Origin of the sequence: Lactobacillus pasteurii DSM 23907 = CRBIP 24.76, assembly GCF_000297025.1 — a bacterium.
Classification (GTDB): Bacteria; Bacillota; Bacilli; order Lactobacillales; family Lactobacillaceae; genus Lactobacillus; species Lactobacillus pasteurii.
Map to the genome: position 1 here is coordinate 1 of NZ_CAKD01000021.1, position 26,983 is coordinate 26,983.

The following is a 26,983-nucleotide window of genomic DNA, read 5'->3' on the forward strand; positions in this document are numbered from 1 at the left end:
AGTTGGATTTGAACTTGGTGCCGTTTGTACAATCTTAGAAACCATTACTGTCAATTGTTGTAAAGCCTTTTGCGTAGCTTCTTGTGATTGCTTTGAACTTTCAAGCATTTTAGCCAATTGAGCTGATTGATTAATAGCTACGTTCTGTGATTGTTGTAAATTTGAAACAGTTTGAGTATATCCTTTTAAATCATTGGATAATTCCTTAACCTGTGCTTCATAGTATGCTTCACCACGGTCAATCCATTTGTTAGCTGCATAATCATACTTTGGATGCTTCATATCTGGATCAGGACCGGTTAATACAAAAGGATATTCATTTGTATTCATCATATGAGGTGCATTGATTGGACCATAGCAATCCTCATTTTTGCCTAAATAAGTACCAGAAACCCAAACCATTTGAGGTTTTGAAGCTTGTTCCTTAAACTGCTCGAATTCTTCTTTTAGAGCAGTGAATTCTTCAATACTTACTGTTGTTTCTTCTGCCATAATTGGCTCCTTTCTTTCAAAAAAAGCCCACGAGAACGCCCCGTAAGCTATGTTGTTTTCAATTTTTATAATCCGTTACCAGATTGGAGTACAGTCGCTTTCAGAAAATGACAAAATATAATTTCCGCTTGGACCCGAATAGCTAACTATATATCTCTTTTTACCATTGTCATGGTAGATGCTTTTATAAGCACCGATTACGTTAAAAACTTGGTCCCTACTAAAGGTATATGAATAATAGCCACCTTCTACTGACATAATATCAGTAACAACATTCTTATTTACTTTAATCTTTGAAGGTAGCGCATAAAGACTTCGACCATTAACAGTGAGTTTGTCAGCATTGTCAGCAACGTTGAACCATTTGAGCTTGTTTAAAAGTAAATGACTTAGTTCCATCATTATCTCCTTTCTACTTTTCAATCATTGCAAGTCTTGTAGGCTTTTCGTTCTCCCAAGCTTCTGCTTGCGCTTCTTGTGATGCTGGGAATCGTCTACCTTCAATGTAATTGTCTTGGATGTACTTAATTTCGTTTTCTGCGTTAGTTAGACGCGTTGTGAGTGACTGAATTGTTTGATTTTGCTGATTAATCAGGTCTTGCAGACTATTAACGTCACTGGCATTTGCCTTACCACCTATTTGGTTAAGCAAATCAACCACACGTTGAGCCGTCCAGTCATCGTGATACAAGTCAATCGTGTAAGTGCCGTCTGCATTCTTGGTAGCTTGCCACGTGCTGTCAGCGGTCTTGTTGTCACCAGTTACATACTGCATGCGAAACTTGATCTTGCCAAAATCAATTGCATCAATTTTGCTATCAACGTAAGTCTTGTCAGCCTTCGGAACCAGCTCGCTTTTATGAACAAAGTCACTTAAATCTGGATCAGGTACGGGTAAAGCTAGGTTTCCTGACTCATCTGGGGTAAATTTCTCTCCGCCATTAACGGTAACTGACTTAACATCCGTTTTAAGTAACTCATCAACCTGATCTTTCGTATAATAGCCGGTTAAATCTGACAGTTGGGCAAATTTGGTAAAGTCTACCTTGTTTAGCTCCGTTTGCAAACTTTGCATTTGTGCAATGGTATCTTTAACCGACTTAGTAACGCCATCAAGGTTTTGCCTGTTTGCATCAATGCTCTGCTTTATTGGGTCTACTGTCGCATTGAAATCTTTAACGGTTTGGACCTTCCAATCGTCATAGTCATCCTGTAACTCGGATAACTTAGCGTTTAACTTGTCGTTTGCTTGCTGAATTTGTTGGTTAGTGCCATCAACAATCTTGCTAATCGCATCAGTTTCAGTTTCCGCAATCTTATCTTTTAAGTTCTGCAAGTCTTCTAAGTTTTGTGCTTTTGCAGCGTCAAAATCTTTTAGATATTGATCAAACTGATCACTGTAACTCTTTATTTTTTCCTGTAATGTAGCATTGCCACTAGCAATAGCACTATCCAACGCATTTGAAAGTCTATCAGTAACGCTTTTAATTTGAGCATCAGCATTGTTAATAATAGCGTTGTAATGAGCTTTAAATGCTTCCATATCTGATACATAAGAAGTGTTTTCAGGTGCTAGTGCTCCAGTTGCCTGAATATCAATAAAGAAGGAACTTGAAACGTCAATATGTTTGGAGTCGGTCACAAACTCAAAACACGCTTCACCGCTCTGCTGCATAGCAATATCAGTAAATACATATGTAAATTTACCAGCCTTGTCGTTTTCATCAGTACGAATAAATTTACCAGATTGTGATCCTAATGAGTCCGAACTATCAACAATAATTTTGTTTTCTATCTTATCCTCAGTAAAGATAAGAGTTTTGCCGGTTAAATCATACGCACTAGAACCATCATTATCAATTACAGTAACATCAATTGCCCTGCCTCGTTCTGCTTGATTGTACTTTAAACGCCGGTTATCAACGCTAGAACTAACTTTGTTGATCTGCAAAATAAGCTGATCATTAGCCATTTAATCACCTACTTCTTTTCTAAATTAGTAATTTTATGCTGCAACTCTTTGATTAGATCATCTTTACTACTCAATTCTTGTTTCAATGTAGCATTATCCGTCTCTAACTTTGCAATTTGAAGTTGCAGCTGTGCAACCATATTTCCAAAATTTGCAGCTAATGTATATGGTAACTTGTTTACATTATTATTCATTATTATCCCTTCCATGCTGTTGATTTAACCCAGCTTCGAACCCAATCCTTAATAGTATTTTTTTCATGACTCGAAAAATTGGCCATTGTCAAAACGTGGTTAGCATCATTCTGAACTGATATATAACTAGGATGTATGCGAGTATTAATAGCTTGTCCGTCTACTCCGTTTGACGACCATTTTTGACTAACCGCAACTTGCCCGCTGGAATACATTGCTTCATAGCCATTAGATACCACCCAAATAACATTTGAAGTAATATCATCAGGAACTAAACTAGAAATTATATTATTGCTATTTTCTACGCCAATATAAATCTTCATATTTGTTTCATCACCAATTGTTAATGCTGACTCAACCAAACATGATTTTATATTTACCGCTTCAATGGTACCGGCTAAAATGCTATCTGCGTAAACTTTACCATCACTCGTAATACCAGTTCTAGGCCGTTCCCGGCCATAAGCATCATAAAAAACAAGTCCGTTTGCCGAAAATGCCATTGTGCCACCGTCACTAGTTGTAGCAGTGAGCATTGTTGGATCATGCCAATCAGGACTTGCTTTAATTGTATTTTTTTGATCAACGTTGTAAACCCAACTGACCATCTCTTGTGCTTGACTTTGTATGCTGTCCATACGATTTTCAAAGTTTTTTAATGATACAATTTGTGCATCAATTTTTTTACCTTGTGAATCAGTAACTTCTTGAATTAAACCCAGTTGTTTCATTAACTGTCGTTCTGCTGCTAACCTTGATGACCCTTCTTTTTGAAGTGCTTGATCATACTGATTTAAAAGCCCTTTTGTTCGACTGGTTGACCGGCTTACAATCTGGTTTGTTGTCTCTTTTGCTTGATCTAAAAGAGTATGTGCCCAGGTTTTAGGTGGTTCCCCAATAGTTACGCTGTCATAACTAGAATACTCCCCGGCCATATTCCAAACAGTACCAGACACCCGGCCTTTTTCTACCTTGTCAAACTGCGTAAAGTCAACGTTAACCGTGTCATACATGCTTAATGCTAGTAAATCAGACTTAGTGCCATCCAAATCAGCATATTCAACTTGCATAGTAATTGGGAACACGCCAATGTTATATTCCTGCATAGCGTTAACTGCTGCTTGATATAACTGCTGTTTATCATCAGCTGTTGCTGACCATGTACCATCAGCTTGTAAGCCTGATTGATCTTGATCATCATGCTTGATATAAGCAGATAAATCTAATCTCATGATATGAGCATTCTCTGACTGATTAACGCCCTCTGCGTATAAAGCGCCGTTAAAAACATTGTCAAAAGTATCATCAAGTTCTACTCTAACAACTTGATCATCTACTTTAACGTTTTTTTCGTCGTCTTCACCATAAGGGTTGTCGTTGTCTGATGTGGTAGGTTCCATATCAGTTGAAGCACTGGTAGAAGTATTATCTGACAAAATCCAACCCGTGTGGTCTTTGTAGGTCACTTCATACCAGGTTTTACCATCAGCGCCTTCCGCCGTGTGTGATATATCGAAACTTTCACCAACAGGAATTGACCAATTAAGAGCCGAACCTTTAGAGGGCGTGGAATACATTTGAATTTTTCCCTTAGTTGAAACAATTTTTGACTCAATTTTTGAAGGACTTTCAGGCAATTGAGTTTTTTTCTTCTTTTGGTCAATATCTGATTTTTTTACGTATGATCCGTTTGATAGCTTGTAATAAACAGTACCAGCAACAACGATTTGACCATAATTAAGGCTGTAATAGCCTTCTTTTTGCTTGATTGGTCCGCCGTTTAAGTAATCAGGGTTAGGAATTTGAACCTTTTTTCGATTTTTACCAGTACCACGCACGACAGTAATATATTTTTTCTTTTTAAGCTTTTTAGCCTCGGTCAATGATAAGTGTTTCGTTTCTTCAACGACTTTACCGCTTTTTTCGTCAATATTATACTTTTTGGCTGTTTTTTTAACATAGCCATATCCGTTTGACTGGTAGGCTTGAACATCAGTCTCTTTATTAATAGACAAGTGATCACCATACAACCACCCGTGCAGTCCTATTCTATACCAGCGCTTCCCGTTTTCATCAACCGCTATGTAATCGTACTCAATGCGTTCACCGTTTTTATAAGTAACTGGTTTGCCATTGACAGTAACTCTATAATGATCCGGGCCTTGATCAGGTGAATAATAAACATGTATGCGTTGGTTACCTTGTGTATAAGTAACAGTTGCGGTACCTTTTATCGCCCAACGGGTTAACGGTGTATCAGTACCACTTGCAGCAACCGTTACATGACCGGTTGCATCATTGATCAAGTAATCGCCGTTTTTGCTAAAATTGACCCATGCAGACTCAATCCAACCGCCACCATCCTCAGGCGCTATAGGATACCAGCCGTCACCATTCATAGTGTTAACTTGAACTTGTGTACCAGTGATAGAAGTAAGCATAGTGCCATCATTTAACATAGGTCCCAACTTCAACTTTTGGCCGGTTGTAAGTTTTCTAATCGCTGTTTGACCAGCTACGGGACAGTCATAAACATCAACGCTACCACCGGCACTATAGGTCACTGATCCTATAGAACTCCAATCAGTTTTATTAATCAGGTCAGACCAATTAATATTGCTTTTTGTAGCCAAAGCTTGGCCTGGGCTGTAAGTTGCATAAGGATAGATAGCAACGTATGTATCATTGATTGACCTATCTTGGCTATAACTTTTAATATTCTGCCCGTATCTAACCCAAATATTGCGGTCTCTACCGGCATTTTTTCTGTGATAGATAGTTGTATTATCAAACACAAAATCACCGCCGTAAATCGCTAGAACGCTGTTAGCCGGTGCGTCACCTTGTTGGTCTGGATCAATAATTAAATTAAGTGCATCAGTGTTTGAAGTATCAAGGTTAACGTTCTTAACATCCATAACATCACTATCAATATTGATTGAAGGAACTGGCCGAACCAGGTTGTTAATAATCATCCCTAAAACCCAACTTGCAGTAACGTTTGGCTGCGAGATTGAATCAGTTTTTGGTAGGTTGCTTCCCTTGATAGGATTATGAATAAGATACTCACCTATAATGTGTGTAGCATTAACAGTAATATCTTGATCAGTTGGAATTACTTCTGCGATCCTAAATTTTTGATGCGTCAAACTGCGGTTAATATCGCCAATAATAATGCGTTGCGTTTGAAGTTCCCTAACAAACTTACCATCTTTTGGATAGATAAGCTGTAAAGTAGGAATTTGATTAGCTAGCCACGTTACTTTACATGACTTGAAGTCAAACAGAACACAAATACCGTTTGTTGAACTATCATCAACGGCATTTTCTTGGATGATAGGAGCTTGCATAACGTCTTGAAACTCTGATTGTTCTGCATAGTCTCCGACAGTGTAACCATCATCTACTTCTACTGGAACCGGAACCTCTGACATTAAATCAACCTCCTTAATAGCGGTTTAAGTTCGCACAACTCTAACTTTGATGTATCGTCTAACGCTGCAATGCTTAGATAATTTTCACCGCTGCCATTGCACAATAGTTCGGGTGCCGTGTTGTTTGCTAATCTGATGTTAGTATTCAACAAATAATTATCATCACTCATAACACTTGGATCTTTTGCATAGGCATTGCCTTCTTCACCTATCAAATAAAGATCACCGTTCAAATCGTCAAACTCATACGGCATACCATTGACAGTCAACATAAAGTTCCCGGTTCCCTTGATGTGCCAATCTGGCTTAACATTAACAGTTTCATCATTATAAATAATTCCACTTTTTGGGATAGGGATGTAATGAATTGTTTTTTCTTTGAATTTGAACGGCTGAAAATGAAAGTTGATTGTAGCATTTATTCTTTCAGGGTTAACGGGTGTAAAGGTTGGTGCCGTTACGATTTGAGCCCTATATAAATAATCTGGATCTTGTTCGAACTTTAACCAATCTTCATTGCCGTAAAGCCAATTCTCTATATCACCCTTTAAAGTCCACCAATTGCCATCATATTTTTTGGGTATTCTAATGACCGCATTAACGGCCGTCTCTGCTGCTTGATAACTCCGATTGTTATCAGCCCAATCGCCCGATTTACCGGGAATTGTTAGCATTTGCTTGTTTGGTGTTGGTGCCGGTGGGTTAAAAGGAAATAAAATCTTTAAACCAAAATCAGTACTAGACCGATTATGGTAAACAATATCGCTTGTTCTGAGCGTTTTAATTAAAGCCACTTATTCTATGTGCCTCCAATCTTACATTCTTTTGAGTTAATTTATTAACTGTTTGATATAAAGCCTGTCCTAATACACGTTTATCTAAGTAATTATCAACTTGAATAGTAGTTGGTTGACTAGTTATTAAGCCTAGTGCCATAAGGACTTGATCGAACTTATCGCTTAATACGCTTATTTCAGCATTAATTCTAGACATATCAATATATCCTGTTTGCTGATCTTGGAATTTTTGAGCGTTACCATCTTGCATCTTAAATCTATCAAGCGTAGCTTGCATAATCGCATAAGCTCTGCCACGTTGTGCAGGATCCCAAGGAACAATACTTTCTGGGTGTCCGGCTTCCGCCACTTCAATAGTTTCTGGGCTTGTTACAATACCGCCACGTGCAAAACGTCTGTGACCCTGTGGACCAGAATGTAACCAATCCATTTTTTGATGGTTCCAAATGGTAGTCCAGCCGATTGAGTTACGCCAATCTGAGTTGTTAAAGAAGGCTAGCAATTGATCATACGGGTTCCAAATATTGGTGTGACCCGGCATAGCAAAAGCTTTAAAAGTTTGTGGTGTAAATTGCAATACACCGCGCGCTTCATTACCGCCGGAATTGACATCATGAATTTGTTGCATGATTGATCTATTGCCGGACTCACTCATAATCACTTGCATTAACTTCTTAGCAAAACCAGTAGGTAAATCAACATGCATCTTTTTAGCAGCTGCTTCAATCATACCCATTGTTGCAGCATGACCACCCATATTACCGAACCCAAATTCATCAGCAATTTTATCAATGGTCTTCCAAAATCCTTTACCAACAGTTTGTTTGATAGATTTTTGTAGCTTGCTTTTAGCCTTAACACTAGGTTCATCATCAGTCTTATGCTTTAAGCCCGGAACTCTCGCAAATAATGGTCCTGGTCTGTGAGTAACGCTATCTAAGCTATTCATTCTGATACCAGTAGAAGGACTTTCAGCACTGAAATAGTTATTGCCACCAGCATAAACACCGACGTGTTCTGATCCGCCAGAACCCCAAAATACAAGGTCACCCGGCTTAGCTTGACTTCTAGATATTTTTTGAGACTCCGCATACTGTGAGCCTGAATAGTGTGCATATTTGATACCTAACTTACCTAATGCATACTGAACTAATCCGGAACAGTCGAAAGCATCCGGACCAGTTGCACCCCAAACATAAGGATGACCTTCACCGTATTTTTCAACGGCTTTAAGTAAGCCAGTCGCATCAGCACCGCCACCATCATCAATTTTATCTTCAACCATATCCCACAATTGCTGCCACCAGTCTTTGACTTGCATTGTAGCCTTGTCAAACACTCCGTTTACTAGCTGATCAATTGCGGTTGTTCCCTTGGATTTTTTGAAGTTAAGCATCTTCTTTAAGCTCTTAGAAGGATGATTGTAATAGCCTTGTGCTTCTTTATATAACTTCTTTAAATATCCGGTACCGCTAGCATAATGAACTAAACCGAGTTCACGTGTTTCAGTTGCGTTAAGAATTTCATCCCCCGGCATTAGCATTACAGGCACATTCCGGCCGGTAAATACTCCAAGTTCACCAGTCGAAGGTCTATATAAAGCTTCTCTATTGCCGGTTTGTGGGCTGTCGTTACCATCATTTACCATTGCATAGGTTGGTCGTGTGATTGGCCGTCTGACATTGCCGGCAAAAGCACCGGTACCACTAGCAAACTTAACTGGTTTAATAGCTTGTTTGTTACCGCCAAACTCCGCAACAACTTTGTTAATAGATCTGATAGCACTGTTAAGAACTCCAATAACTTTACTCAAACCAGTTCTAGCCGTCTTTTGCATGACTGACCAAAAGTGTGAAAATTCCGCATCAACGTTCTTTTCTAAATTTTTCCAGTCGGATTTAAAAGCACGGCCAAAAGATTTGTTTTTAGAACTAATCTTATCAGAACCTTTTGAAGTGGTTTTAGCTAGTGCATCATACATTTTTTTAAAGTCTGATTTTGTAGCCTTAACTAGCCCTGATAGAGTGTCTTTGAAGTCTGATGATTGTTTCTTGAACTGCTTAGCAAAATTTCCTTTACCCTTCAAACCTTTAACCGCTTGTTCTGCTTGATCAGCAATTCGATTGCCAAACTTGTATTTTTTGGCTGCGTTGTTTGCTGACTTAATGCTTGAACTAAGTGACTTGATTTTCTTGGTAGTGCTTGTAATGCTCTTAGTTCCCTTAGTGCTAATAGAGATAGTGTGCTTCTTTTTAGCCAATTTGTTAATCTTGCTTTCAAAAGATTTAACCGACTTTGAGCCTTTAATTTTAGCCGTAACATTAATCTTTTTATTTTTGATTGATTTAAGGGCTTTACTCAAAGTATTAACAGAACTTAGACCACTTACACTAGCATGAACGCTTGAACTTACAGAACCGCCGGAATAGCTTGAACCGCTTGAACCGCTTGAACTCCGACTACTTGAACGGGAACTAGTTAAATTAGAACGACGTCTTGTGGAACTGTGTTTTGGCAATTTGTACTCACGTTCTTTTTTAGTAAATTGCAAAAGCTTAGCATAAGCGTCTTTATCAAGCGTTACGTAGTGACCAGTGGCTTTTTTAGCACCTGTAAGCCATTTTGCGTCAACTTGTACTGTATTTTTACCAACGTTCCTTGTTTCGATTGGTGTGTATCTAATCCGAGAGTTTGGATTAACCTTGATAGGTTTGGCCTTGGTGTAAGACATCAAGCGTTTAAACAATTTTTCGTTTACATATGTAGCAACGCCCGTTTCTTTCCTTGAACCGTAAAGCAAACCCTTATCAACTAGAACACTGCCTTTTGTTTTGGTTCCTTCTACCTTGTACGGCTTGTTCTTAGCTTCTTTACGCTCTTTATTTTCAACTTCCTTTTGTCTATCCTGTTTTCTCTTAGCTTCCTTCTTAGCTAGGTTGTAAGAGTCCTGACTGATCTTGATGCTTTTAGCAAGTGATCTGCTAATGGTTAGCATAGCCGGATCAATCTTATCAGTATTAACAGTTACGGTTGTTGTACCTTTTGCGTAATGCTTAACATCCCCAAATAATTTTGCGGTATCACGAGCATTAATAACCTCTTCACCCGGCAATAAAATTCTTCTAAGATTTGGAACGTTTGGCAAAAGTTCAACTGTACCATCATTGTGAATAATAGACTCACGGTTGTTTGTTTGTGGGCTATCAGTACCATCATTAAGTATTGCCAATGTACCGTAACGCTTACGCCAATCAGTACCCTCAGCAAAATGAAACGGCCCAATTTTGAATTTACCGTGTGAAATATCATTGATAGTATCGCTGACTTTACCCCAAAAGTTGTCCCAAGTGCGTTTAATGCCGTCTACTAGATTGCTAAACCAGTGTGTTATGCCATCCCAACCTTTTTTAAAGGCTGATACGGAATTTTTACCGACATTGCCAAAAAATCTGCTGATAGGGTTCCAAATTTTCTTAACGCCACCAACAATATTGCCAAACCATTTTGCAATACCGTTATATGCTGATTTAAACAACTTTACGGCCGTTTTACCGACATTACCGAACCATTTGCCTATAGGACTCCAAAGCTTCTTAAAAGTCTTTACAAGCCCGTTTACCCAACTTCTAAACTTTGCATTGTGTTTGTAAAGTGAGTTAATAGCACCGGCAATAGGATTGATAAAGTAAAGGCCTATTTCCTTCCAGTTCTTTTTAAACCATTTGATGATATTGTTAACGCCTTTTTTAAAGCTATTAAAAGCCGTGTGCGTTGAATATCCTAGATTTTCGATACTCCAAAAGTTTTTAGGTGGTTTTTTGGACTTCCAACCTTTTTGAAAGTTAAGAACGGCTTTACCGCCCCATTTTCCGACAGTTTCACCAATTTTAGCACCAATTGCAGCACCTAGCGGACCGCCAAACCATAAGCCAATACCGCCACCGATACCGACTCCAATACCTTTACCAATACCTTCATATTTTTCTTTTTTGTTTTTGGATTTAATAGCCTTATAAATATCAATTCCGGCCGTTGCAGCCACTCCAACACCGGCCAAACCGGTTGTAATTTTGCCGGCTGTCGTCAATCCGCTAAAACCACCGGCCGAACGCATAGATTGAAGGGAACCGCCTAGAACGCCGGCACCAGATCCTTTACCAAAAAGGCCTTTGCCAATTTTAAGCGATTTTTTGTAGCCGGCTGTTATCTGTGAGCCAATGAACCGACCGGCACTCATGGCTTCTTTACCTACTGCTTTTGCTGCTTTAAGTAATCCACTTCCTAGACTTTTTACGGCTTTACCCATCAACTTAATCTGTTGTGTAAAAGCACGACCCATCTCTTTTGACGCAAAAGCGATACCTTTAAAAGCTGCTTTACCAAGTTTAAGACTAGTTTTAAAAGTGGTTTTTAGAATTGATCCAAATTTTCTAATACCATTACCGGCTTTAAGGAACTTAGCACCAGTTTCAGAAATACCTTCAACTTCTTTGATACCACGTAACCCTCTACTTAAATTTAAAAGGTTTGAGCCAATACCAAATAATGTGCCACCAACTCTATCAAGCCCTTTAATAGTTGCTATTGCAATAATTGACTTAGATATAAGTTGAATAGCTAGCTTATTTTTTGAAATAGCATCAAGCATCTCTGCAATAGCATGTAAGCCACTGCTTCCCTTGTCTGAGTTTTTACCGACAAGTCCAAACGCACGCCCGATTGAAATTAAAATACTAGAAAAATCTTTCCAAACATTTTTACCAATTTGAACTGCAATAGATACTAGGTCACCAGATATTTGTTTAATATCCTTACCGTTTTTAGCGATCCAACTAAAAATCTTAGATAAGCTATTAGTAATACCATTAAGCGCGTTGTCCATGACTTTCGCCACGTTTACCGTTTTACCGCCAAACAGTGCACTGATAACTTCATTCATACCAGTTGAAAATGTTTTACCTAGCTTGTCGAACTCTTTAATCGTCTTACTGGATGATACCCATTTAGATAAAGCACCATAAAAAGGATTTTTAGCCTTTGTGATAGGTCCTTCAATCGCTTGTAGCAGTCTTTGACTTTGAGCGGAAAAAACACGTTGCATACCAGGAATTGTGTTTGTAAAGTTCCCTGTTGCACTCTTATACTTTTCACCAGCTTCAAGCAGAACGTTAATCATATCTTGTGATGATACTTTACCTTTACGCATCATCTCTGATAGGTCTGCACTAGTAAACTTGTTTAAGTGATGTATTCTTTTTTCATACTCAACCAACATAGGCTTCAACTTCGGGAATGTGTTGACGATAGACAACATATCCATTGCTGAAACTTTACCGTTTGCCATCATCTGAGAGAATTGCATACCGAAATTTTGAACGGCTGCATCACTTTTACCGAATGCATCTTGTAAAGTTAAAACTGCCTTTGTAAGTTGTCCGGTCTGCTTAGCGTTGTTGTTGATAGCATAGAATTGTTGTGACAGTTGGTCTACCATCTCGGTACTATTTTGAGCAGCAGCAGCTAAATCATTAATCTGATTAACCATTGCTTTACCCTTGCTAGCATTACCGGTAAGCGTCAACCATGTAGCGTTCATTGTTTGCTGAGCAACTGCATACTGCTTAGCGCTTGCAAGCATTCCGCCAATAGCATTTTTGACCATTCCAAACGCACCAATAGCAGCATTTGAAATAATATTAGCTGAGAAAATTGACCTAAAAAGTGAGTGTGTTTTTTCTCCGTCTTCACGAACTTTTGTAAAGTGACTGTGAATAGCTGAGAAAATACCGCCCGTGTGATCTTCACCAGTGAATTTAGTTCTGTGATTTTTAGGAACTCTTTCGGTGGTTCTTCTAGCTTCATCTGCTTTACGCTTTAAGTCGCTATTATCTGCTTCGAACTTAGTTTTAACAGGCTTATCAAGTTCATTTTTGACTTCTTTACTTGTCTTTTTAGCCTTATCAACTACCTTATCAGCATTATTTTTAAAACTATCGTCCATATTTTCGCCAGTATTTTTACCTAGCTTAGCTAAGTAATCATTAACGGCTGCTATATCAGTTTTTAGCTTATTTAAAGGAAAATCAACGTCAATAGTAATAACACCATCTGCCATATACTACCCCCCTTCCTTTTGTGTAAACGAACCAAACAAGCCCGATAAGCCGGTACTGTTAAGCGCATCTTTTGATCTTTCATCATCTGACTTTGAGCCATCAACCGCATAATAGTTTTGAGCATCAAGCAACTCGCTTCTAGCATTTGGATCATCAAACTTGTTTGGGTCTTCATTCCTGATTGACAAAATACGTTTAAAGTATGTTTTAGAATTGAGACCATCAAAAAGGGCTTTAAACACTAGCCAGTGCATTTTGCCTTTTTGCTGAAATAAATCAATTCCGTACTGATCTAAAAAAGAGGCGTAAATAGCACCAGCATCTCTGACATAGTCAAACTGCTTAGTAGCATTTACGCCCCTTTCACCATCAATATTTGAGCCATAAGGATTAAAGTTGATCACTTTTGAAATAGTTTCAAGTGACTTTATATAAAAGTCTGGATCAGCAGGGATGTTTTTATTTTTGTGGAAAAATAGTTTTAAGGTCTGCTGATACTTTTCAAACTCTGTTAGTTCGCTATCATCCTGCATTTGCAAAAATAGCAATACATTATCAAAAGCAAAATCAACTTCATAAATCTTACCGCGCCACTCCAATTGTGTAGGTGGCGTTTTAGTTAAGCTAAACATTAGCGATCAGTATCATATCTAGCCATACGTGCTTGTGATTGTTGTTCTGATACGTTTAAAGCTTTGTCGCATTCATCATTTAATTTACCAATAATTTGAGCTAAAACTTCGGTTGATTGACCAAATGCATCATAAATTTGGTTACCTGCTTTACCATCGTTAAGTAATTCATTAATACCGTTAACACATGCATCACGGTATTCTGCTAAATCCTTTTCGATAACTTCACGGCGCTTAGAATCTGACATAGCTAGTAATTTTTGATCATAGCTATCATCAGTTTGTTTTTGATAAAGTTTTTCTACCTTACTTGCAATATAGGACGCTTTCGCACGGAATGCATCGTTAAAAACAATGCTCCAAGTAGTTTCAATTCCTGGAATTTTAATATCTTTGTGATTGTCGAATTTACTAAAATCGTCTAATGTAATTAAACTCATAAATTTCCCCTTACTCTTTATTGATGTTCACCATCTGAACCAGAACTTGGACTTACTTCACTTTGTTCTGATTTAGGGCTTGTTACTTCGGGTTTTACAACCGGGCTAGAACTAGCCTTTACTAACTTCATCATTTACGACCGCTTCAACAAAAGTTGCTTCGCCTTGTGGTTGTGTTTCAGTATTTACAGTTGCGGTATAGATAGCAGGCTTAGCAGTGGCAGCCATTGTAAGTTGTCCGTTAAATTCTTTAGGACGACCGTTAAATGCAATAGTAAATGAGAATGTTTGCTTAGCGTTTGCGTTACCACCAGTGGGAACAACCGCCGTAATTGTAGCCTTTGCGATTACTGGATGACCGTTGTTAATCCAAATAACACGGGTTTTAACTGCATTAGAGAATTTCCAAAACATATCAGATACATAATCTTGTGCTGGATCCCCAACTTTACGGTTACCAGATACTGCAAGTTGAACTTGCTTACCAGTAACATCGGTTTCAGTAAAGCCACCACCATCATAGTAAGCGTCGTTTGTGGTAGTTTCGTTTGCACTTGGTGTTACGCTTGTAATTCCTGCTGCAAGCCAAGCCCATTGACCGGTTGTAACATCATCTAGATCAACATCACCAGTTTCATCAACACTAGGCTTAGTATCAACAAAGATACGGTTCACAAAGTTTTCTGGGAACCCATTTGCATCAGCCTTTGTACCTGGCATAAATTTAGTTTGATTTGTTTCAGCCATTATTTAACTCCTTTTTGTTTATAAACATAGATACTAAAATCCATTGAATAAGTCGCTTTACCTTGTAAGTCTTCTTGAACTTCCGCCGGCTCGCGTATTTCAATGGAATCAAAAACCCACGACTGATTATTACTTTGTAAGTCGTGGGTCTCATTTAATTGTTGTAGAAATTGCGATAACTCGAACAATCTGTTATGTGCAAGTGCACGCGATTTAGTTTTTAAAGTTACTTCATAGTTGTATAACCATAACTCTAAACCGCTATAATCCTTACTAATCATATGTGATCCTGGTAGTGGTACTAATCCAATTAGATCATCTTTATCAATAAATTTTATGTAAATATGATCCTTTAAATACGTGAATGAACCTGAATCAATATGATCGTTAATGTTCTTAGCTATCGCTTCCTGTAGGTCATTAATCAGCATTTTCAGTCCACTCTAAACCTTTTATAAAAGCGTCACCAACCGCTTTAAATTCTTCTTTGTTGCCTTTTAGTCTTAAATCCCATCGTTTTGACGTACCAGGCGTTGTGTACTTCTTTACTGGATAGCCTGGATAAGGTCCAACTTTACCGTAAAATTGAGCGCGTGCATAAGGTACCTTGTAATTAATATAGTCCCCGCTATCATCAACAAAAGTCATACCACGTAAAGTGGCTCCGCTTTCGTTCTGACCCATTGAACTACTGGGCACATATTTATTCATAGCCTGTAAAGCTTCATTAGCCATTGCAAGCTTAGCAAATCTCAATCTTTTTTGCGAAAATCGCTTGTTAAGCTGAGTTAAATCAACCTTAACCTTAACGCCCATTAGATTACACCTACCTTGTATTGATAGACCTGACTAGTAAAGGGTTCTATATCACGGTTAATGCTTGTAATCGTGTACTCTTTACCGTTAAAAACCAACTTATCCCCCTGATTTTTATCGCTAAAATCGTAAAAAGGCTCTGTATAACCGTTCATAAACACAACAGTAGCATTAGATACAACTTGACGGTCGTTATTGCTACCACTGTAAACGGTACGCAGAATAAAGCGACAATTAGAAATATTTATCTCGGTTGTTGTCTTATTTTCTCCGTATACGTCCAAATTGCTATTAGAAGTGTCTCCGTCGTCAATTGAAGAAATTAGCTTAACAGTGTCCTGAAACATTGATTTTGGTGGTTTAAGCATGTGGAATACCTCGAAACATCAAGCCAGACTGATAAAGATAGTCGATTGACAAACTATAAATACCACCATCAGCATAATCAGTGGCACTTGAACCAGTTGAAACACTAGTGCCATCAATAGATACGCTTTTAATATCTTTTTCTGTCATGCCATAAGGCGTTGACGCACCTAGATCATCGGTATAACGGACTTGTAAATATACTGCCTTTTTGACCAATCGAACACGATAATAATCGGTATCATCGTCAATTGAATTAGTTTCATAGTAAAAGTTAATCAGCGGATTGATTAAATCCTCTGCATCTTGTTCTAATGCTAAGAACTTTTTTTCTTCAAGGGTACCGCCGAACTTTTTATAATCATCATATGTTAGCAGCATGATCAGTTATCCTTTAACCTTTAGGACCGCTAGTAGTTTCAGCACCAACGACAAAAGTAGGATCAAGGGTAGACTTGTAGCCAACGACTTTAATTGTTCTAGGATCAATACCATCAACGACTTCCCAATTTGAACTCTTAGCAAAATCCTTAAGGGATGCATTAGCAACTGGGCTCTTAATTGAAGTACCAATAACATGAATAGTACCAACACGCTTTTGAACCACATCAGTTTGACCACCGTTAACAAGTTCTTCACGCTTTTGAGCTGATGCATACAATGTTTGTGAGTATGCGACAGAACCACGGCCAAAAATGTATGAAGTGGTTGTTGGCTTACTCTTATCTGATAAATCAACTGGAATTTGATCATCAACAACAATAGTCAATCCGTTATAAGTTCCAAAAGGAGTTGCTGCGTTTTGTTGTTGAATGGTATCAATCAAGCCGTTTGCCTTCATTTGTGCATACGTTGCTGAGTTTACGGCAATAGCTGTAAGAGTTTGATCAGCAATATCACCCATCAAGGCACTTGCACCAATAAAGCCTTTTGCAGAAAAATTGGCCTCTGTTGGTGTCTTAGCGGTTGCGTCAAACAACTTGGTATTTTGAATCTTTGAAACGCCAAAAATACCGGATAAAGTTGAAAGTAACATCTTGCTATCTTGTGCTAGCCAGTAATTAGAAAATCTATTAACGATAGTTTGATATATTGGAGCACCTGAAATAAGTTGTGATTGATCAGTGTAGCCAAATGCTTTTGCTTGGTAGAACTTCTGGGCAATTTGCTTACCACTAGTTAGGTTTGAAACAGTAATATTAGCTGTGTCTTGCCATACATCAGGATCACCATCATCCAAATCATTGATAAAAGGCACTGTAATAGTAGTTCCCGGTTGGGTCAATTGACCGGCTAGGGTAGTATCAGGCGTTAAAATACCAGATTGAACTAGGCGGTTTGTCTTGGTCATTTGGTTTAAAACGTATGCGTTAAAGACTTCAGGAACAAACATGTTTGCTGTATTTGTTTCCATATAATAAAACTCCTATCTATTTACTAAATAATTGACGCCACCGGCTCGGATTTTCGTTGTAAAGCTTTACACTTTCTTCATATGACATCTTAGCCGGATCAGTCTCAATATCATTTGAGCCATTGCCAGTAGGCACAATTTTTGGCACTGGTTTTGGTTCTGGTTTTGGTTCAGCGGATTTAAATCCTTGTGGAAATGCTTCACGAACATCAGCAATTACATCATCTAAATGTAAGAAGTTCCCCTTGTCATCAGTACTAATGCGGTCCATATCAACAAAAGGCATCAAGGCCTTGTTATTGTATGAGCCGGCCTTAGTCAATGCTTGTTCAATCGCAAAAGATTTGCGTTGCTGCAACAATTGACTTTGAAACTTCTTATCATTATCTGTAATAGTCTTCTGAGCGTCTTCAAACTTCTTTGATAATTCTTCATTATCCTTAGTAAGTTTTGATAGATCCTTCAATTGGTTATCACGTTCTGAAATTTGTTGCTGATAGGTCTCTAATTGACCATTTAAATCGTTTAACTTGGTTTCGTTGGCAGTTTTAAGGCTATTAATATCTTTGCCGAACTGTTCCATAACTGATTTAATTTGATCGGCATTTAACCCTTGTTTTTCCAAAAATTCTCTTTCCACTGTTTCTCTCTCCTAACGTATTTTTTATACGTGGTACGACCACGACAGGACATAAAAAATAAGCCTTTTAACGACTTGCTCGGGTCAATTTTTAAACTATTTTTTCTCGTTCGTATTGTCTAGCTAAGTAATCATGATCTTTTACAATCTGTCTTAATTTAGCCTGGTAGCCACGAACACTAGCGGAATATTTAGCAATTCCGTCCGTATCCCCTAATCTTTTTGCTAATTCTAATTTGCGTTTGCTAGCACGTACGCCTCGTTCTAAATATCGTTGCTTTTGCAATACTTGCATCTTTTGAACGGCTTCTTTTGGGTCATATTGCGGTTGGTGGTTTTCGCTTATACCCTTGATATAAGGCCATAAAGTATGACCACAATTGACGCCCTGGGTTCCCCCTGGCTCCCCGTAACCGTGATCATAGATATTAGGATAATTATTGTCACAACGTGGGTCATTGTGCGGTACTATGCAAACAACTTTGCCTTGAATAGGAGCACACGCCGGCCGTGCTGCAACGTGAGAACTCATAACACAAAGCACGCTGTCAAAATCTTTCATAGATTGAACACGTAAATCATTATAGACACGGCTAGTAGTGGAATTAATGACCGTTCTAGTGTAGCCTTCCAAACTCCATGCATGACCGGCTTTATCTATCAGCGCTGACTTCATACCATTATCACGCCACTGGTAAATAATTGAGTTTAAAGCCTTGCTAGCCTTCTTTTTTCCAACTAAAACATCTAATACAGTCTTATCTATAACCTTTTGATACGTTTTAGCAACTGTATTGGAGCCATAATTAGTAGTTAGAAGCGTTTGGTTAACATAGTTATTGATACCAACAAACATTTGACTTGCATAGCTGTTAATAATAGATCTTTCAGCTAAACTAACATCAATGTTTGGCTTTTTTAGTGCGGTTGAAAGTTCTTTATTAAAGCCTTTTGCCACCTTCAAACCATCCGATTCAATAAGATCTATCAATTGTTGTTGCGGAATACCAATATTTTTGCTGATAAGTTTAACAACGTCTTTTGTCAATCCGCCTAACTTGCTTAATGCTTCTAAACGCCACCTTACTATTTTTTGTGGGTCATCATCAGCCTTTAATAATTGCGGTCTGGTTTGCTTGAATACATCAACTAGAATGTAAAACAATTGTTGCTCCAATTCAGCATAGTAATCAGCAATACCGCCGGCTTTATTCATCAGTTGGTTTTGGCTTATCTGGTTCACTTACATCACTTTTATCACTTTCATCATTTTTATTATCGTTGTTAGCCGTATTTTCAGCCGGGGCCGGGAACAAGCTTAATTCTTGATCAGGTGGTAACGGTGCTTGTTCTGACTCAATCTCTTTTAGCCACTTTTCAGCATCCTCACGAGTTTTGCCATAGTTTCGCATGATAAATTCAACTTTTGGCATCACGCCGGCTGCAACGGCTGTTAAGTCCTGTGCACGTTGTGTGTCTTGGTCAATAAATACGCCGTCATTAAAATCCGGTGTAATGGTTAACTTGCTAATATCACCGCTCCAACGGGGCTTGTTATCGCTCCACAAGTCCGGAATTTGTAAGAGTTGTGCAATAGCATAAACTAATTGATCAAGCATTTTTTCAACCTGTGTTAAGTAACTTGATCTGGTTTGATAGGTCATAGAGTTGTTTGTTACAACTTCTGTTGCGGTTTGGACTCCGCTAGAAGTGCGGGTAAAAGTTCCCTGTGACAATCCAACTTCATTTTCAAATTCGTGTAAAAAGAAGTCCATTGCGCTAGCATATTGATCAACTCTAATATTAATTGCTAGATCTTTAAAAGCCGAACTGTCATCATTGCGAGAATTTACCGGAATAAATACGGCATCATCAGGATCCCAATATAGTTGCTGATCCTGTGGAATCTGTCTCCCATTTACTTGTTCGGCACGTCTAACCCAACTTCTAGGAACTGTAACACGTCTATAACCGGTTTTAACATCCCAGGCGAAACCATCATGAACTTCATTTACGTTATCAACCGTTTTCCAATAGTTGTCACATAAGCCCATTCCTAGCGGTGAAATGAAATTCTTGTTATTAGCGCCGGCATTGCGGTAAAAGGCAAAAAGCGGTTTTGTTAGGTTCTGTAAAGTGGTTTGCGGTTGCAATCCTTCAAATTCCGGAATACTATCAAGTGGAACTATTGAACCAATCGCATCATGATCATTTGACTTGTAAAGTTCGTTTGTGATCCTATAAGGATAGTAACTAGAACCGTCTTCATTTGTAACTTTAGGCAGCCACTCATGAAATTCAACTAGCGTATAATAAACCGCCGCGTTATTTTCTACCTTTTGAATTTTACGAGTTAATGCAATCTCTTTTACCTTGCTTGTGTTAGCTTTAAGCGGATAAACACTTGTAGCATCATCCCAACTTAGTTTGATTTGGTCATCTTCCACATAAGGGCGGATAGCTCCCGAACCTAACGCAATCCATTTTTCTAGGTTAGTTTCAAAAGAAGTATAGAAGTCTTCATTCTTGAAAGTTTCATCAAGAATTTGCTGCAATGCATCATCATCAACCTTGATAGAACATTGCTCGTTAAAAATCAAAGACGCCAAACGTTGGCTAGCCATTTTTAAAAGGTTAATAGAACTGATTTTACGTTCTTTTTTGTTGCCCATTGCATAGTAGGTAACTTTTGGCAATTCGTCTTGGTAGTAGCGTTTTGCTTTTGCTATTCTTTCGTATTCTTTAGCCGGCACCTTAATTCTAGGATCATCAGTGATAGCATTTAAACTTTTAACCTGTTGCATCCCTATCAGTTCACCACCTTTTTTAAATAAGCTTTTTATCTTGTCTAATACGGTCATTTTTTCACCGCCTTACTATACTGACAAACCTAATTCTTGTTCATTGTCTAAAACTAAATATTTGAATGCATCAACACTGTGATCATCCTCTTTTACAACGTGCGGATGATCACTCTTTATAGTTTGATCATCCCAACGATATTTTTTGTGCTCCTCTATGAAAATATCATTGCTAGGATCCTTCACAACGTAAAAACGGCCCTGTGCTAATAAGTCCTGTACCCGGTCAATCATTGCATCTTCACTTAGTTTACGTACTTTTGACCATTGCACATTATACATATTCCAATATTGCGTATATAAACCACCATCAGCACTATCAAGGGTCATATTACTAGGATACATCCCGTATTTATCGGTTATATGCTCAACAAATGCATGAACGCCTTTTGCCTGTTGTTCCGGGCTCTTTTTTAATTCATACTTTGAAGGGTCATAATACCAGGTCTCCAACAAATACAAGTTGTATTTATTTGTAAAACCACAAGCGACACAGGCCGTTGCGGACCGCATAAAACCAATGTCCATACCATAGAAAATATCAATAAGATATTCATCATCAGGAATTTTATCAGCGTACTTAAACAACTTCATGTTATAAACGTTGGTACCAAGCCCGACCGCTTCCCCTAGATAAAGCCACCTGTAATAGTCCGGATCAGTTTGCTTATAACGTTCAATAAGCTTTAATTGTTGTTCTGTCGTAAATCCAAGTTCATCATCTAAGTAACTACTAGTATCAATAAAGTAATCTGGATCAGTTTCTCTATCAGTTATCCACTCATTAACCCAACTGTAAGGGTTACGTGGTGGGTTGTAACTAATAAATATTTTTGTCTTGTCTATGAAGTCCGGCTTCTGTCTGATAAAAGTAGGAACTGATTGATCAAAAACATCAACGCTTTTAAGGTTGGCAAACTCTTCAAACCAAATCGCAATAACATTTCCAACGATATTAGACTTCAATTTCATTGGGTCATTGGCTCCGTAAAAATAAAAAGTGGAACCTGATTGAACGTGTTGAATAAGTAACGGGCTTACTTTTGTTCTAAATTCGTTTTGTACGTTTAAAATCCCAATAGCCCAAAGAATTTGATTATAAACGCTGTCTCTTAAATAGTTTGCGTTTTCTCTGATACTGATAACATTAACTGTTTTACCTTCTGATATATAGTTCATCATCATGGTAACCAGTTTAAGACTGATAACAGAACTTTTAAAAGAACCACGGCCACCCTTGCAAACAATATAGGGCTTATCAGTTAGCCACATATCATAGAAATGCGGGTTAATCTGTTTGGTTATCTGTACTGTTTTCATCTTTATCCTTCTTAATCAGTTCTTTCATCTTTGCTACATCATCAACAATGATTGTTTGATTGCTTGGATTATCAGCCTCTTTAAGTTGTTTAAGCTGCGTTTCAGCAATTCTTGCTTCAATTTCGGTCTTCTTAGCGTTTGCTTCGTTAAGCCGTGCAAATGACTGATCACGGTAAATGTCCGGTCTTCTAGCCTTCAACCAGAACATAATAGCAGTTGGATTAGGTCCGACTTCATGAACGGTTCTAGTTGCTAGAATTTCTTCATACTCTGATACGCCATTTAAAGTCGCTATCTGGACTTCTTCTTTTGTCGCGTCCGGATGATCAAGTTTGTACTGGTTCATATATACGGTTCTGTCAGCCTTTAATTTTAGTTCCGACTTCTTAACATTGCGGTATACAAGGGTTTCTGTTTTATAACCATTAATTGTTTTTATTAAAGAGTCTTCAACTTTTGCGTCTACGACGTCCTTACCCTTTTTTAATGCGTCCGATATGTCCGGATACTTATTGCACCAGTCTTGCAGTGTTGACCGTGATATGCCCATTTTTTCAGCAATTTGATCATTTGTAAGCCCATCACGTGCCCACATTGTCAATTTTTCCAAGCCTTCAGATTTTAACCACTCTGAATACTTAGCTTTTGCCACAAACTGATCACCTTCTTTACTAATTTAGGGTACAAAAAAAGAGTAGCGGTTAAACTACTCTAAATTTAAAATCTTACTGGAATTGCCACACCACTTAAATGATCAACAATGATATGCAACGGATACCCAACTAATTTACCTTCATCATCAGGATTGAAGGCAGCAAAACAATAACCATCAATTTTTTGACCATCAATATTTTTGCCTTCAAAAATTCCTAACTCTAAATCATTATCTTTGCAAAATTTATCTGCAATTTCTTTGCACTGATCGACTGTTAAGGGCTTATCAAAAACATCCATTTTCTGTCTCCTTTAACTAAAACTAATTACTGTTACGTCTAATGATACCATTTTTCCCAGCGATATAATCGTTAAACTTCTTACTCTTTTTGCCAATTTGTGAATCAACATAAAGTAGACTACCATTCTTTTTACGTTCAACATTAATCGTGTGACCATATGTTCTTTTACCATCAGGATCACGCCAATGGAATGTAATAACGCCACGTTCACCCGCTTTAAGTTTCGATTTAAGCTTACTATCAATATAATCGCCACGCTTAGCAACAGTTTTTGGCAATTTGATATTTTCACGATTTTTAAATGCTAAAATTGCCGGTCTATATCCTGTATCTTTCCCTTTTGTTGGTGCTGGTTGTGCAGTTACTTTGTAGCCACGTCTTCTTAATTCATATGCAATAACTGATCTTTGACAATTCTCGGAGTATCCTCTAGAAGTCCATTGCATTTGCAACAACTCTTGGGCTTTTTGTTTTCTTTGACTTATTAACGATTGCAATTCTCTTCTAGCACCAGGACTTGGATTACGCTTAAACTCAGCTTGCTTCTGCTCAATTTTAGTACTAAGTGCGTTAAATTCCCTATTTTTAGTATTGTATAAAGCTAGTGCTTTTCTACCACCCATGTAGTTAGGATTAGCATTGTGATTGTCTGCGGTATCAATACTCATGCCACCTTCAACTTGCTCTATTTTAGTATTTTTGTCTACTTTAATTTTATTGCCTTTTTTGCTATTACTAGGATTGTTTTTATTCTTTTTCTTTAAACTTGCACCACGACCACCCATATTAATTATTTACCCTCTTTCTTAGTTGCGTTGTAAATGAATCTAATCTAATAATTGTGCTATCGTCTTCTAGCTCTGGTAACATGTCCCCATAATAGAGAATCTGCGACGGGTTAAGAACTTCAATCATCTTGGTATAACCGGCTAGAAATGCATCTTTTGTTTGTTCACTGTTCATGACACCCACGCTAGAAATTGCAACCGGCTTGTTTACCGGTTCCCCGTCAAAACACCAAGCCCAGCTATCCTCATCACTCCATGCAATGGTAGGAATTACTTGAATACCGTTTTGTTCAAAATACGCAGCTATCCAATGTTTCCTAAAATGGTTATAAATTTGTAGCGCCTTTGGGAAGTCCATGTATAAGCTGAAATCAGGACTAGTTACATACTTAGCACGCTTTAAACGTTCAACTTGAACATCTATGTGTGACCACTCGCGTTCAAACTGGTAATCATCTATGAAGTGATGCACTCCAAACGGTTTATCATCTTTATACGTTTTAAGCATGTTAAAACTAATCCAATTAACGTCATCAATATGATCAACGCCTTTTATTTCAGGAATATCATAATCACCCACACCATCAAAAATTGCTTTTTGTGCATTCTGAAAGCTTGGCTCGAAACTACTATCACTGTCATCAATATCATCTGATAACGGATCAGATAAATCATTAGGATCATCATTGCTAAAAGCAACTTGACCATCAAACATGCTATCTATATCTGACTGATCAAAACCCATTTCTTCAAACGATACATCATCTGACAGTTTCAACAGTTCATCTAAATCCCAACTTCCTTGTAGGCTAGGATTGTTTAACTGAACGTTTAACTTCTTTTCTGTCTTAGTATCAACGTCAATAATAGCAACTGGTACATCATAATCATTAGATTGATAAATAGTATCTGCTGCCGTTAATCTCTGATGACCACCAACCAGAACCCCGGTTCTTTGGTTCCAAACAACCGGTTCAATTAAGCCATGATCTTTGATAGCGTTAATAAGTTTATCCTGGTTACTTTTGTCAATTTTTCTAGGATTGTAATCAGCAAACTTAATTTGTGATCTTTTGATTGTCCCAAATTCAAAGTTTTTTAAATCCTTCATGCTGATCATCTCCTATCTATAAATTTTTCTATGATATATAAGATAAGCACGATTACAACTAATCCCGTTATAACTGCGCTTGTAGCATTAACAAAAAAGTTTATTTTCTGCCTTCTAAGTTTGCCCGTGAGAATTGCACCCACGTAACCCACGTTAATCACTGATAAAGGTGGGTTAGACTGTCGGCAAACCACCAAGTTTACTAATTCGAAATTCTAGATTATAAGTGCTTTATCAATGAAATTAGAAGCAGTGCCACCCTTGGTAGGTGGCAAAAGGCGTTGGTGGTATCGCACCACCGTCACAAGTAAGACTCTATGTTATTTAACAACTAAATTTAATTCTTAATTCTAGCACTTGTAGAACGCCCACCGATTAACACGAAATTAATTAGGCTATTGCTAGCCTATGCAGCATGGTTGGAATTGCACCAACTGTTAAGCTTAATCTTTCATGCTGCCGTATATGAGACGTAAAATCAGTTACTCAAATAGTTATTTTTTAGCGGAGGAAATAACTAAATGACAGAAAAAATGGAATATTGGTATTTGGTATCAGTTGAAAGATCTATCTCAATCTTTCAACAATATCAATATACGACTTTGAGTTGTTGAAGTGGTTTTGAATAAATATTGATATTCGTTAAAATATATTAAATATCATTCGTTTTTTCTACGATTAAATTTGGCAATTCGGTTGCATCCCTTTTGATCCGCCAATAATTCAATCTCTCAGCAAACTCAATGCATCCCAACGTTAGTTGTTTTCTTAACTGGTATTGGGAAAAATTAAGGCTAATACAAACTTGTTCCTGTGTCATATGCTTTACAAACAACCTATGCATGATTGTTTTATGTCTTTCATACTCAAAGTCAGAACAATCAAACAGGGCAATTAGAATGGTTGTAGCTAGGTATTGTGCTCGGTCGGCCTTGTTCATTTGATTTATTAATGAACTTTCAAGCCCGTTAATGTTTGTGTGAGCTGAAATACCGTCTAGTTGTGGACTTGATAACTGATTAGGGTGTATCCCACCCTGTTGAACGTAATGCCAAAAATCGCTCTCAAAGAATGATTTAACGTTCTTTGTTGTTTCAATATCATCAATGCCCACAATATCAACTCCTACTTTTTGTCCTTCATAATTTCAAATAACACTTCAACCATGCTCTTATAACTTGCTAATTTTTGGCTTAATGCTTGATTTTCTTGATCTAACTGCTTGTTACGTTTCTCAAGAAAATCAATCCGCTTGTTTAATACCTTAAAATGCTCATAGTGTGCAGCATATTTTGGATCTTCGAAAATAAAACCGTCTTCATACTCTTTGTCGTAAATATCAATCATTGAATACAACCTTCCTAATCACTTTGAAATGTTTGGACACTTCAAAACTATCATTTGTAATGACTGCTATTGGCTCCGTTCTATCGTTGTCTTCCAGTTCTATGACTATCTGGCTATAATTTTTCATTGGCTTGTTAACAAGCCTGGTATCATCAAGCATTTGTTTAACGTTTTTGTTGTCAATCAAATATCTAATACCAAGAATATTTTTAAAAAAGTTCGCCTTTTGTAGCTCGTCAATCTTTGCTCTTAACTTTTTATTTTCAATTTCAAGTTCCAAAACTTGTCGTTTTAAGTTAGGGAAAATATCCTCGTACTTGTCATCAATTCCAAGCACGTTTGCCAACTTCCAAAAAGTCTTTATATCCGGCTTACAAATACCGTGTTCATACTGGCTAATAGATCCTTGTCTAATCCCTGATAGTTTGGACAATTGCGTTTGTGATAATCCTTTTGCTAGTCGTGCTTCTTTCAGCAATTTATAACTCATGCTGCTAACTCCTAATCATCCTAATATCACTAGTCAAAAGCCTGTGAATT

26 protein-coding genes are annotated in these 26,983 nt (G+C 37.7%); all 26 read right to left on the minus strand.

Going from position 1 to position 26,983, the window contains the following annotated elements; all coding sequences use genetic code 11:
- Positions 1 to 492: exocyst complex component 4 (locus BN53_RS04985; RefSeq protein ID WP_040537334.1), on the minus strand; the 492-nt coding region annotated here is incomplete at its 3' end.
- A 75-nt stretch (positions 493 to 567) separates the two neighbouring features.
- A complete protein-coding gene (locus tag BN53_RS04990) occupies positions 568 to 894 on the minus strand; it encodes a hypothetical protein (protein ID WP_009559829.1) in 327 nt (108 codons plus the stop codon).
- Between the two features lie 10 nt (positions 895 to 904).
- Positions 905 to 2,464 (minus strand): hypothetical protein, encoded by a 1,560-nt coding sequence (locus tag BN53_RS04995; RefSeq protein ID WP_009559830.1) that lies wholly within the window; start codon positions 2,462 to 2,464, stop codon positions 905 to 907.
- Positions 2,465 to 2,472: 8 nt separating this feature from the next.
- Positions 2,473 to 2,658: a hypothetical protein gene (locus tag BN53_RS05000; RefSeq protein WP_009559831.1), complete on the minus strand. Its 186-nt coding sequence runs from the start codon at positions 2,656 to 2,658 to the stop codon at positions 2,473 to 2,475.
- A gap of 2 nt (positions 2,659 to 2,660) precedes the next feature.
- Positions 2,661 to 6,092, minus strand: coding sequence for an endopeptidase (locus BN53_RS05005; protein ID WP_009559833.1), 3,432 nt, complete (start codon positions 6,090 to 6,092; stop codon positions 2,661 to 2,663).
- Positions 6,092 to 6,886, minus strand: coding sequence for a hypothetical protein (locus BN53_RS05010; RefSeq protein ID WP_009559834.1), 795 nt, complete (start codon positions 6,884 to 6,886; stop codon positions 6,092 to 6,094). The genes BN53_RS05005 and BN53_RS05010 overlap by 1 nt, the downstream gene beginning before the upstream one ends.
- Positions 6,873 to 13,004 (minus strand): NlpC/P60 family protein, encoded by a 6,132-nt coding sequence (locus BN53_RS05015; RefSeq protein ID WP_009559835.1) that lies wholly within the window; start codon positions 13,002 to 13,004, stop codon positions 6,873 to 6,875. Before BN53_RS05015 ends, BN53_RS05010 begins: the two co-directional genes overlap by 14 nt.
- A gap of 3 nt (positions 13,005 to 13,007) precedes the next feature.
- On the minus strand, positions 13,008 to 13,637 hold the full coding sequence (locus BN53_RS05020) for a Gp15 family bacteriophage protein (protein ID WP_009559836.1): 630 nt from the start codon (positions 13,635 to 13,637) through the stop codon (positions 13,008 to 13,010).
- A complete protein-coding gene (locus BN53_RS05025; RefSeq protein WP_009559837.1) occupies positions 13,637 to 14,077 on the minus strand; it encodes a hypothetical protein in 441 nt (146 codons plus the stop codon). The genes BN53_RS05020 and BN53_RS05025 overlap by 1 nt, the downstream gene beginning before the upstream one ends.
- A gap of 111 nt (positions 14,078 to 14,188) precedes the next feature.
- Entirely contained in the window at positions 14,189 to 14,824 is a 636-nt protein-coding gene (locus BN53_RS05030; RefSeq protein WP_009559839.1) for a phage tail tube protein, read from the minus strand.
- Positions 14,824 to 15,255 carry a phage capsid protein gene (locus tag BN53_RS05035; RefSeq protein ID WP_009559840.1) on the minus strand — a complete coding sequence of 144 codons (432 nt, stop codon included), beginning with the start codon at positions 15,253 to 15,255 and terminating at the stop codon, positions 14,824 to 14,826. The genes BN53_RS05030 and BN53_RS05035 overlap by 1 nt, the downstream gene beginning before the upstream one ends.
- Positions 15,245 to 15,640 (minus strand): minor capsid protein, encoded by a 396-nt coding sequence (locus tag BN53_RS05040; protein WP_009559841.1) that lies wholly within the window; start codon positions 15,638 to 15,640, stop codon positions 15,245 to 15,247. The genes BN53_RS05035 and BN53_RS05040 overlap by 11 nt, the downstream gene beginning before the upstream one ends.
- Positions 15,640 to 16,008 (minus strand): putative minor capsid protein, encoded by a 369-nt coding sequence (locus BN53_RS05045; protein WP_009559842.1) that lies wholly within the window; start codon positions 16,006 to 16,008, stop codon positions 15,640 to 15,642. The genes BN53_RS05040 and BN53_RS05045 overlap by 1 nt, the downstream gene beginning before the upstream one ends.
- The gene (locus BN53_RS05050; protein WP_009559843.1) at positions 16,001 to 16,387 is read right to left on the minus strand and encodes a head-tail connector protein; all 387 of its coding nucleotides are present in this window, start codon (positions 16,385 to 16,387) and stop codon (positions 16,001 to 16,003) included. Before BN53_RS05050 ends, BN53_RS05045 begins: the two co-directional genes overlap by 8 nt.
- 13 nt (positions 16,388 to 16,400) lie before the next feature.
- Complete coding sequence (locus BN53_RS05055; protein WP_009559845.1) at positions 16,401 to 17,420, minus strand: hypothetical protein; 1,020 nt, start codon at positions 17,418 to 17,420, stop codon at positions 16,401 to 16,403.
- Positions 17,421 to 17,436: 16 nt separating this feature from the next.
- Positions 17,437 to 18,060, minus strand: coding sequence for a phage scaffolding protein (locus BN53_RS05060; RefSeq protein ID WP_009559846.1), 624 nt, complete (start codon positions 18,058 to 18,060; stop codon positions 17,437 to 17,439).
- Positions 18,061 to 18,151: 91 nt separating this feature from the next.
- Complete coding sequence (locus BN53_RS05065; RefSeq protein ID WP_236695153.1) at positions 18,152 to 19,303, minus strand: phage minor capsid protein; 1,152 nt, start codon at positions 19,301 to 19,303, stop codon at positions 18,152 to 18,154.
- The gene (locus BN53_RS05070; RefSeq protein ID WP_009559848.1) at positions 19,269 to 20,921 is read right to left on the minus strand and encodes a phage portal protein; all 1,653 of its coding nucleotides are present in this window, start codon (positions 20,919 to 20,921) and stop codon (positions 19,269 to 19,271) included. Before BN53_RS05070 ends, BN53_RS05065 begins: the two co-directional genes overlap by 35 nt.
- 15 nt (positions 20,922 to 20,936) lie before the next feature.
- A complete protein-coding gene (locus tag BN53_RS05075; RefSeq protein WP_009559849.1) occupies positions 20,937 to 22,241 on the minus strand; it encodes a PBSX family phage terminase large subunit in 1,305 nt (434 codons plus the stop codon).
- On the minus strand, positions 22,210 to 22,893 hold the full coding sequence (locus tag BN53_RS05080) for a helix-turn-helix domain-containing protein (protein WP_009559850.1): 684 nt from the start codon (positions 22,891 to 22,893) through the stop codon (positions 22,210 to 22,212). The genes BN53_RS05075 and BN53_RS05080 overlap by 32 nt, the downstream gene beginning before the upstream one ends.
- 65 nt (positions 22,894 to 22,958) lie before the next feature.
- The gene (locus tag BN53_RS05085) at positions 22,959 to 23,195 is read right to left on the minus strand and encodes a hypothetical protein (RefSeq protein ID WP_009559851.1); all 237 of its coding nucleotides are present in this window, start codon (positions 23,193 to 23,195) and stop codon (positions 22,959 to 22,961) included.
- Positions 23,196 to 23,217: 22 nt separating this feature from the next.
- Complete coding sequence (locus tag BN53_RS05090; protein ID WP_009559852.1) at positions 23,218 to 23,982, minus strand: toxin glutamine deamidase domain-containing protein; 765 nt, start codon at positions 23,980 to 23,982, stop codon at positions 23,218 to 23,220.
- A gap of 1 nt (position 23,983) precedes the next feature.
- Positions 23,984 to 25,096: a DUF4417 domain-containing protein gene (locus BN53_RS09425; protein ID WP_009559853.1), complete on the minus strand. Its 1,113-nt coding sequence runs from the start codon at positions 25,094 to 25,096 to the stop codon at positions 23,984 to 23,986.
- A 652-nt stretch (positions 25,097 to 25,748) separates the two neighbouring features.
- Complete coding sequence (locus BN53_RS05105; protein ID WP_009559855.1) at positions 25,749 to 26,210, minus strand: hypothetical protein; 462 nt, start codon at positions 26,208 to 26,210, stop codon at positions 25,749 to 25,751.
- Positions 26,211 to 26,221: 11 nt separating this feature from the next.
- Positions 26,222 to 26,443 (minus strand): basic helix-loop-helix domain-containing protein, encoded by a 222-nt coding sequence (locus tag BN53_RS05110; protein ID WP_009559856.1) that lies wholly within the window; start codon positions 26,441 to 26,443, stop codon positions 26,222 to 26,224.
- Positions 26,436 to 26,933, minus strand: a complete 498-nt coding sequence (locus tag BN53_RS05115) for a helix-turn-helix domain-containing protein (protein ID WP_009559857.1) — start codon at positions 26,931 to 26,933, stop codon at positions 26,436 to 26,438. Before BN53_RS05115 ends, BN53_RS05110 begins: the two co-directional genes overlap by 8 nt.
- Between the last annotated feature and the right edge of the window lie 50 nt (positions 26,934 to 26,983).

Coding starts and splice junctions, on each gene's coding strand:
- BN53_RS05015 (WP_009559835.1), bottom strand. CDS start 13,004: ATGGCAGATGGTGTTATTACTATTGACGTTGATTTTCCTTTAAATAAG.
- BN53_RS05115 (WP_009559857.1), bottom strand. CDS start 26,933: ATGAGTTATAAATTGCTGAAAGAAGCACGACTAGCAAAAGGATTATCA.
- BN53_RS05110 (WP_009559856.1), bottom strand. CDS start 26,443: ATGATTGATATTTACGACAAAGAGTATGAAGACGGTTTTATTTTCGAA.
- BN53_RS05075 (WP_009559849.1), bottom strand. CDS start 22,241: ATGAAAACAGTACAGATAACCAAACAGATTAACCCGCATTTCTATGAT.
- BN53_RS04995 (WP_009559830.1), bottom strand. CDS start 2,464: ATGGCTAATGATCAGCTTATTTTGCAGATCAACAAAGTTAGTTCTAGC.
- BN53_RS05050 (WP_009559843.1), bottom strand. CDS start 16,387: ATGCTGCTAACATATGATGATTATAAAAAGTTCGGCGGTACCCTTGAA.
- BN53_RS05030 (WP_009559839.1), bottom strand. CDS start 14,824: ATGGCTGAAACAAATCAAACTAAATTTATGCCAGGTACAAAGGCTGAT.
- BN53_RS05090 (WP_009559852.1), bottom strand. CDS start 23,982: ATGGGTGGTCGTGGTGCAAGTTTAAAGAAAAAGAATAAAAACAATCCT.
- BN53_RS05070 (WP_009559848.1), bottom strand. CDS start 20,921: ATGACCGTATTAGACAAGATAAAAAGCTTATTTAAAAAAGGTGGTGAA.
- BN53_RS09425 (WP_009559853.1), bottom strand. CDS start 25,096: ATGAAGGATTTAAAAAACTTTGAATTTGGGACAATCAAAAGATCACAA.
- BN53_RS05085 (WP_009559851.1), bottom strand. CDS start 23,195: ATGGATGTTTTTGATAAGCCCTTAACAGTCGATCAGTGCAAAGAAATT.
- BN53_RS05025 (WP_009559837.1), bottom strand. CDS start 14,077: ATGAGTTTAATTACATTAGACGATTTTAGTAAATTCGACAATCACAAA.
- BN53_RS05000 (WP_009559831.1), bottom strand. CDS start 2,658: ATGAATAATAATGTAAACAAGTTACCATATACATTAGCTGCAAATTTT.
- BN53_RS05045 (WP_009559842.1), bottom strand. CDS start 16,008: ATGCTTAAACCACCAAAATCAATGTTTCAGGACACTGTTAAGCTAATT.
- BN53_RS05055 (WP_009559845.1), bottom strand. CDS start 17,420: ATGGAAACAAATACAGCAAACATGTTTGTTCCTGAAGTCTTTAACGCA.
- BN53_RS05020 (WP_009559836.1), bottom strand. CDS start 13,637: ATGTTTAGCTTAACTAAAACGCCACCTACACAATTGGAGTGGCGCGGT.
- BN53_RS05040 (WP_009559841.1), bottom strand. CDS start 15,640: ATGGGCGTTAAGGTTAAGGTTGATTTAACTCAGCTTAACAAGCGATTT.
- BN53_RS05005 (WP_009559833.1), bottom strand. CDS start 6,092: ATGTCAGAGGTTCCGGTTCCAGTAGAAGTAGATGATGGTTACACTGTC.
- BN53_RS05035 (WP_009559840.1), bottom strand. CDS start 15,255: ATGCTGATTAATGACCTACAGGAAGCGATAGCTAAGAACATTAACGAT.
- BN53_RS04990 (WP_009559829.1), bottom strand. CDS start 894: ATGATGGAACTAAGTCATTTACTTTTAAACAAGCTCAAATGGTTCAAC.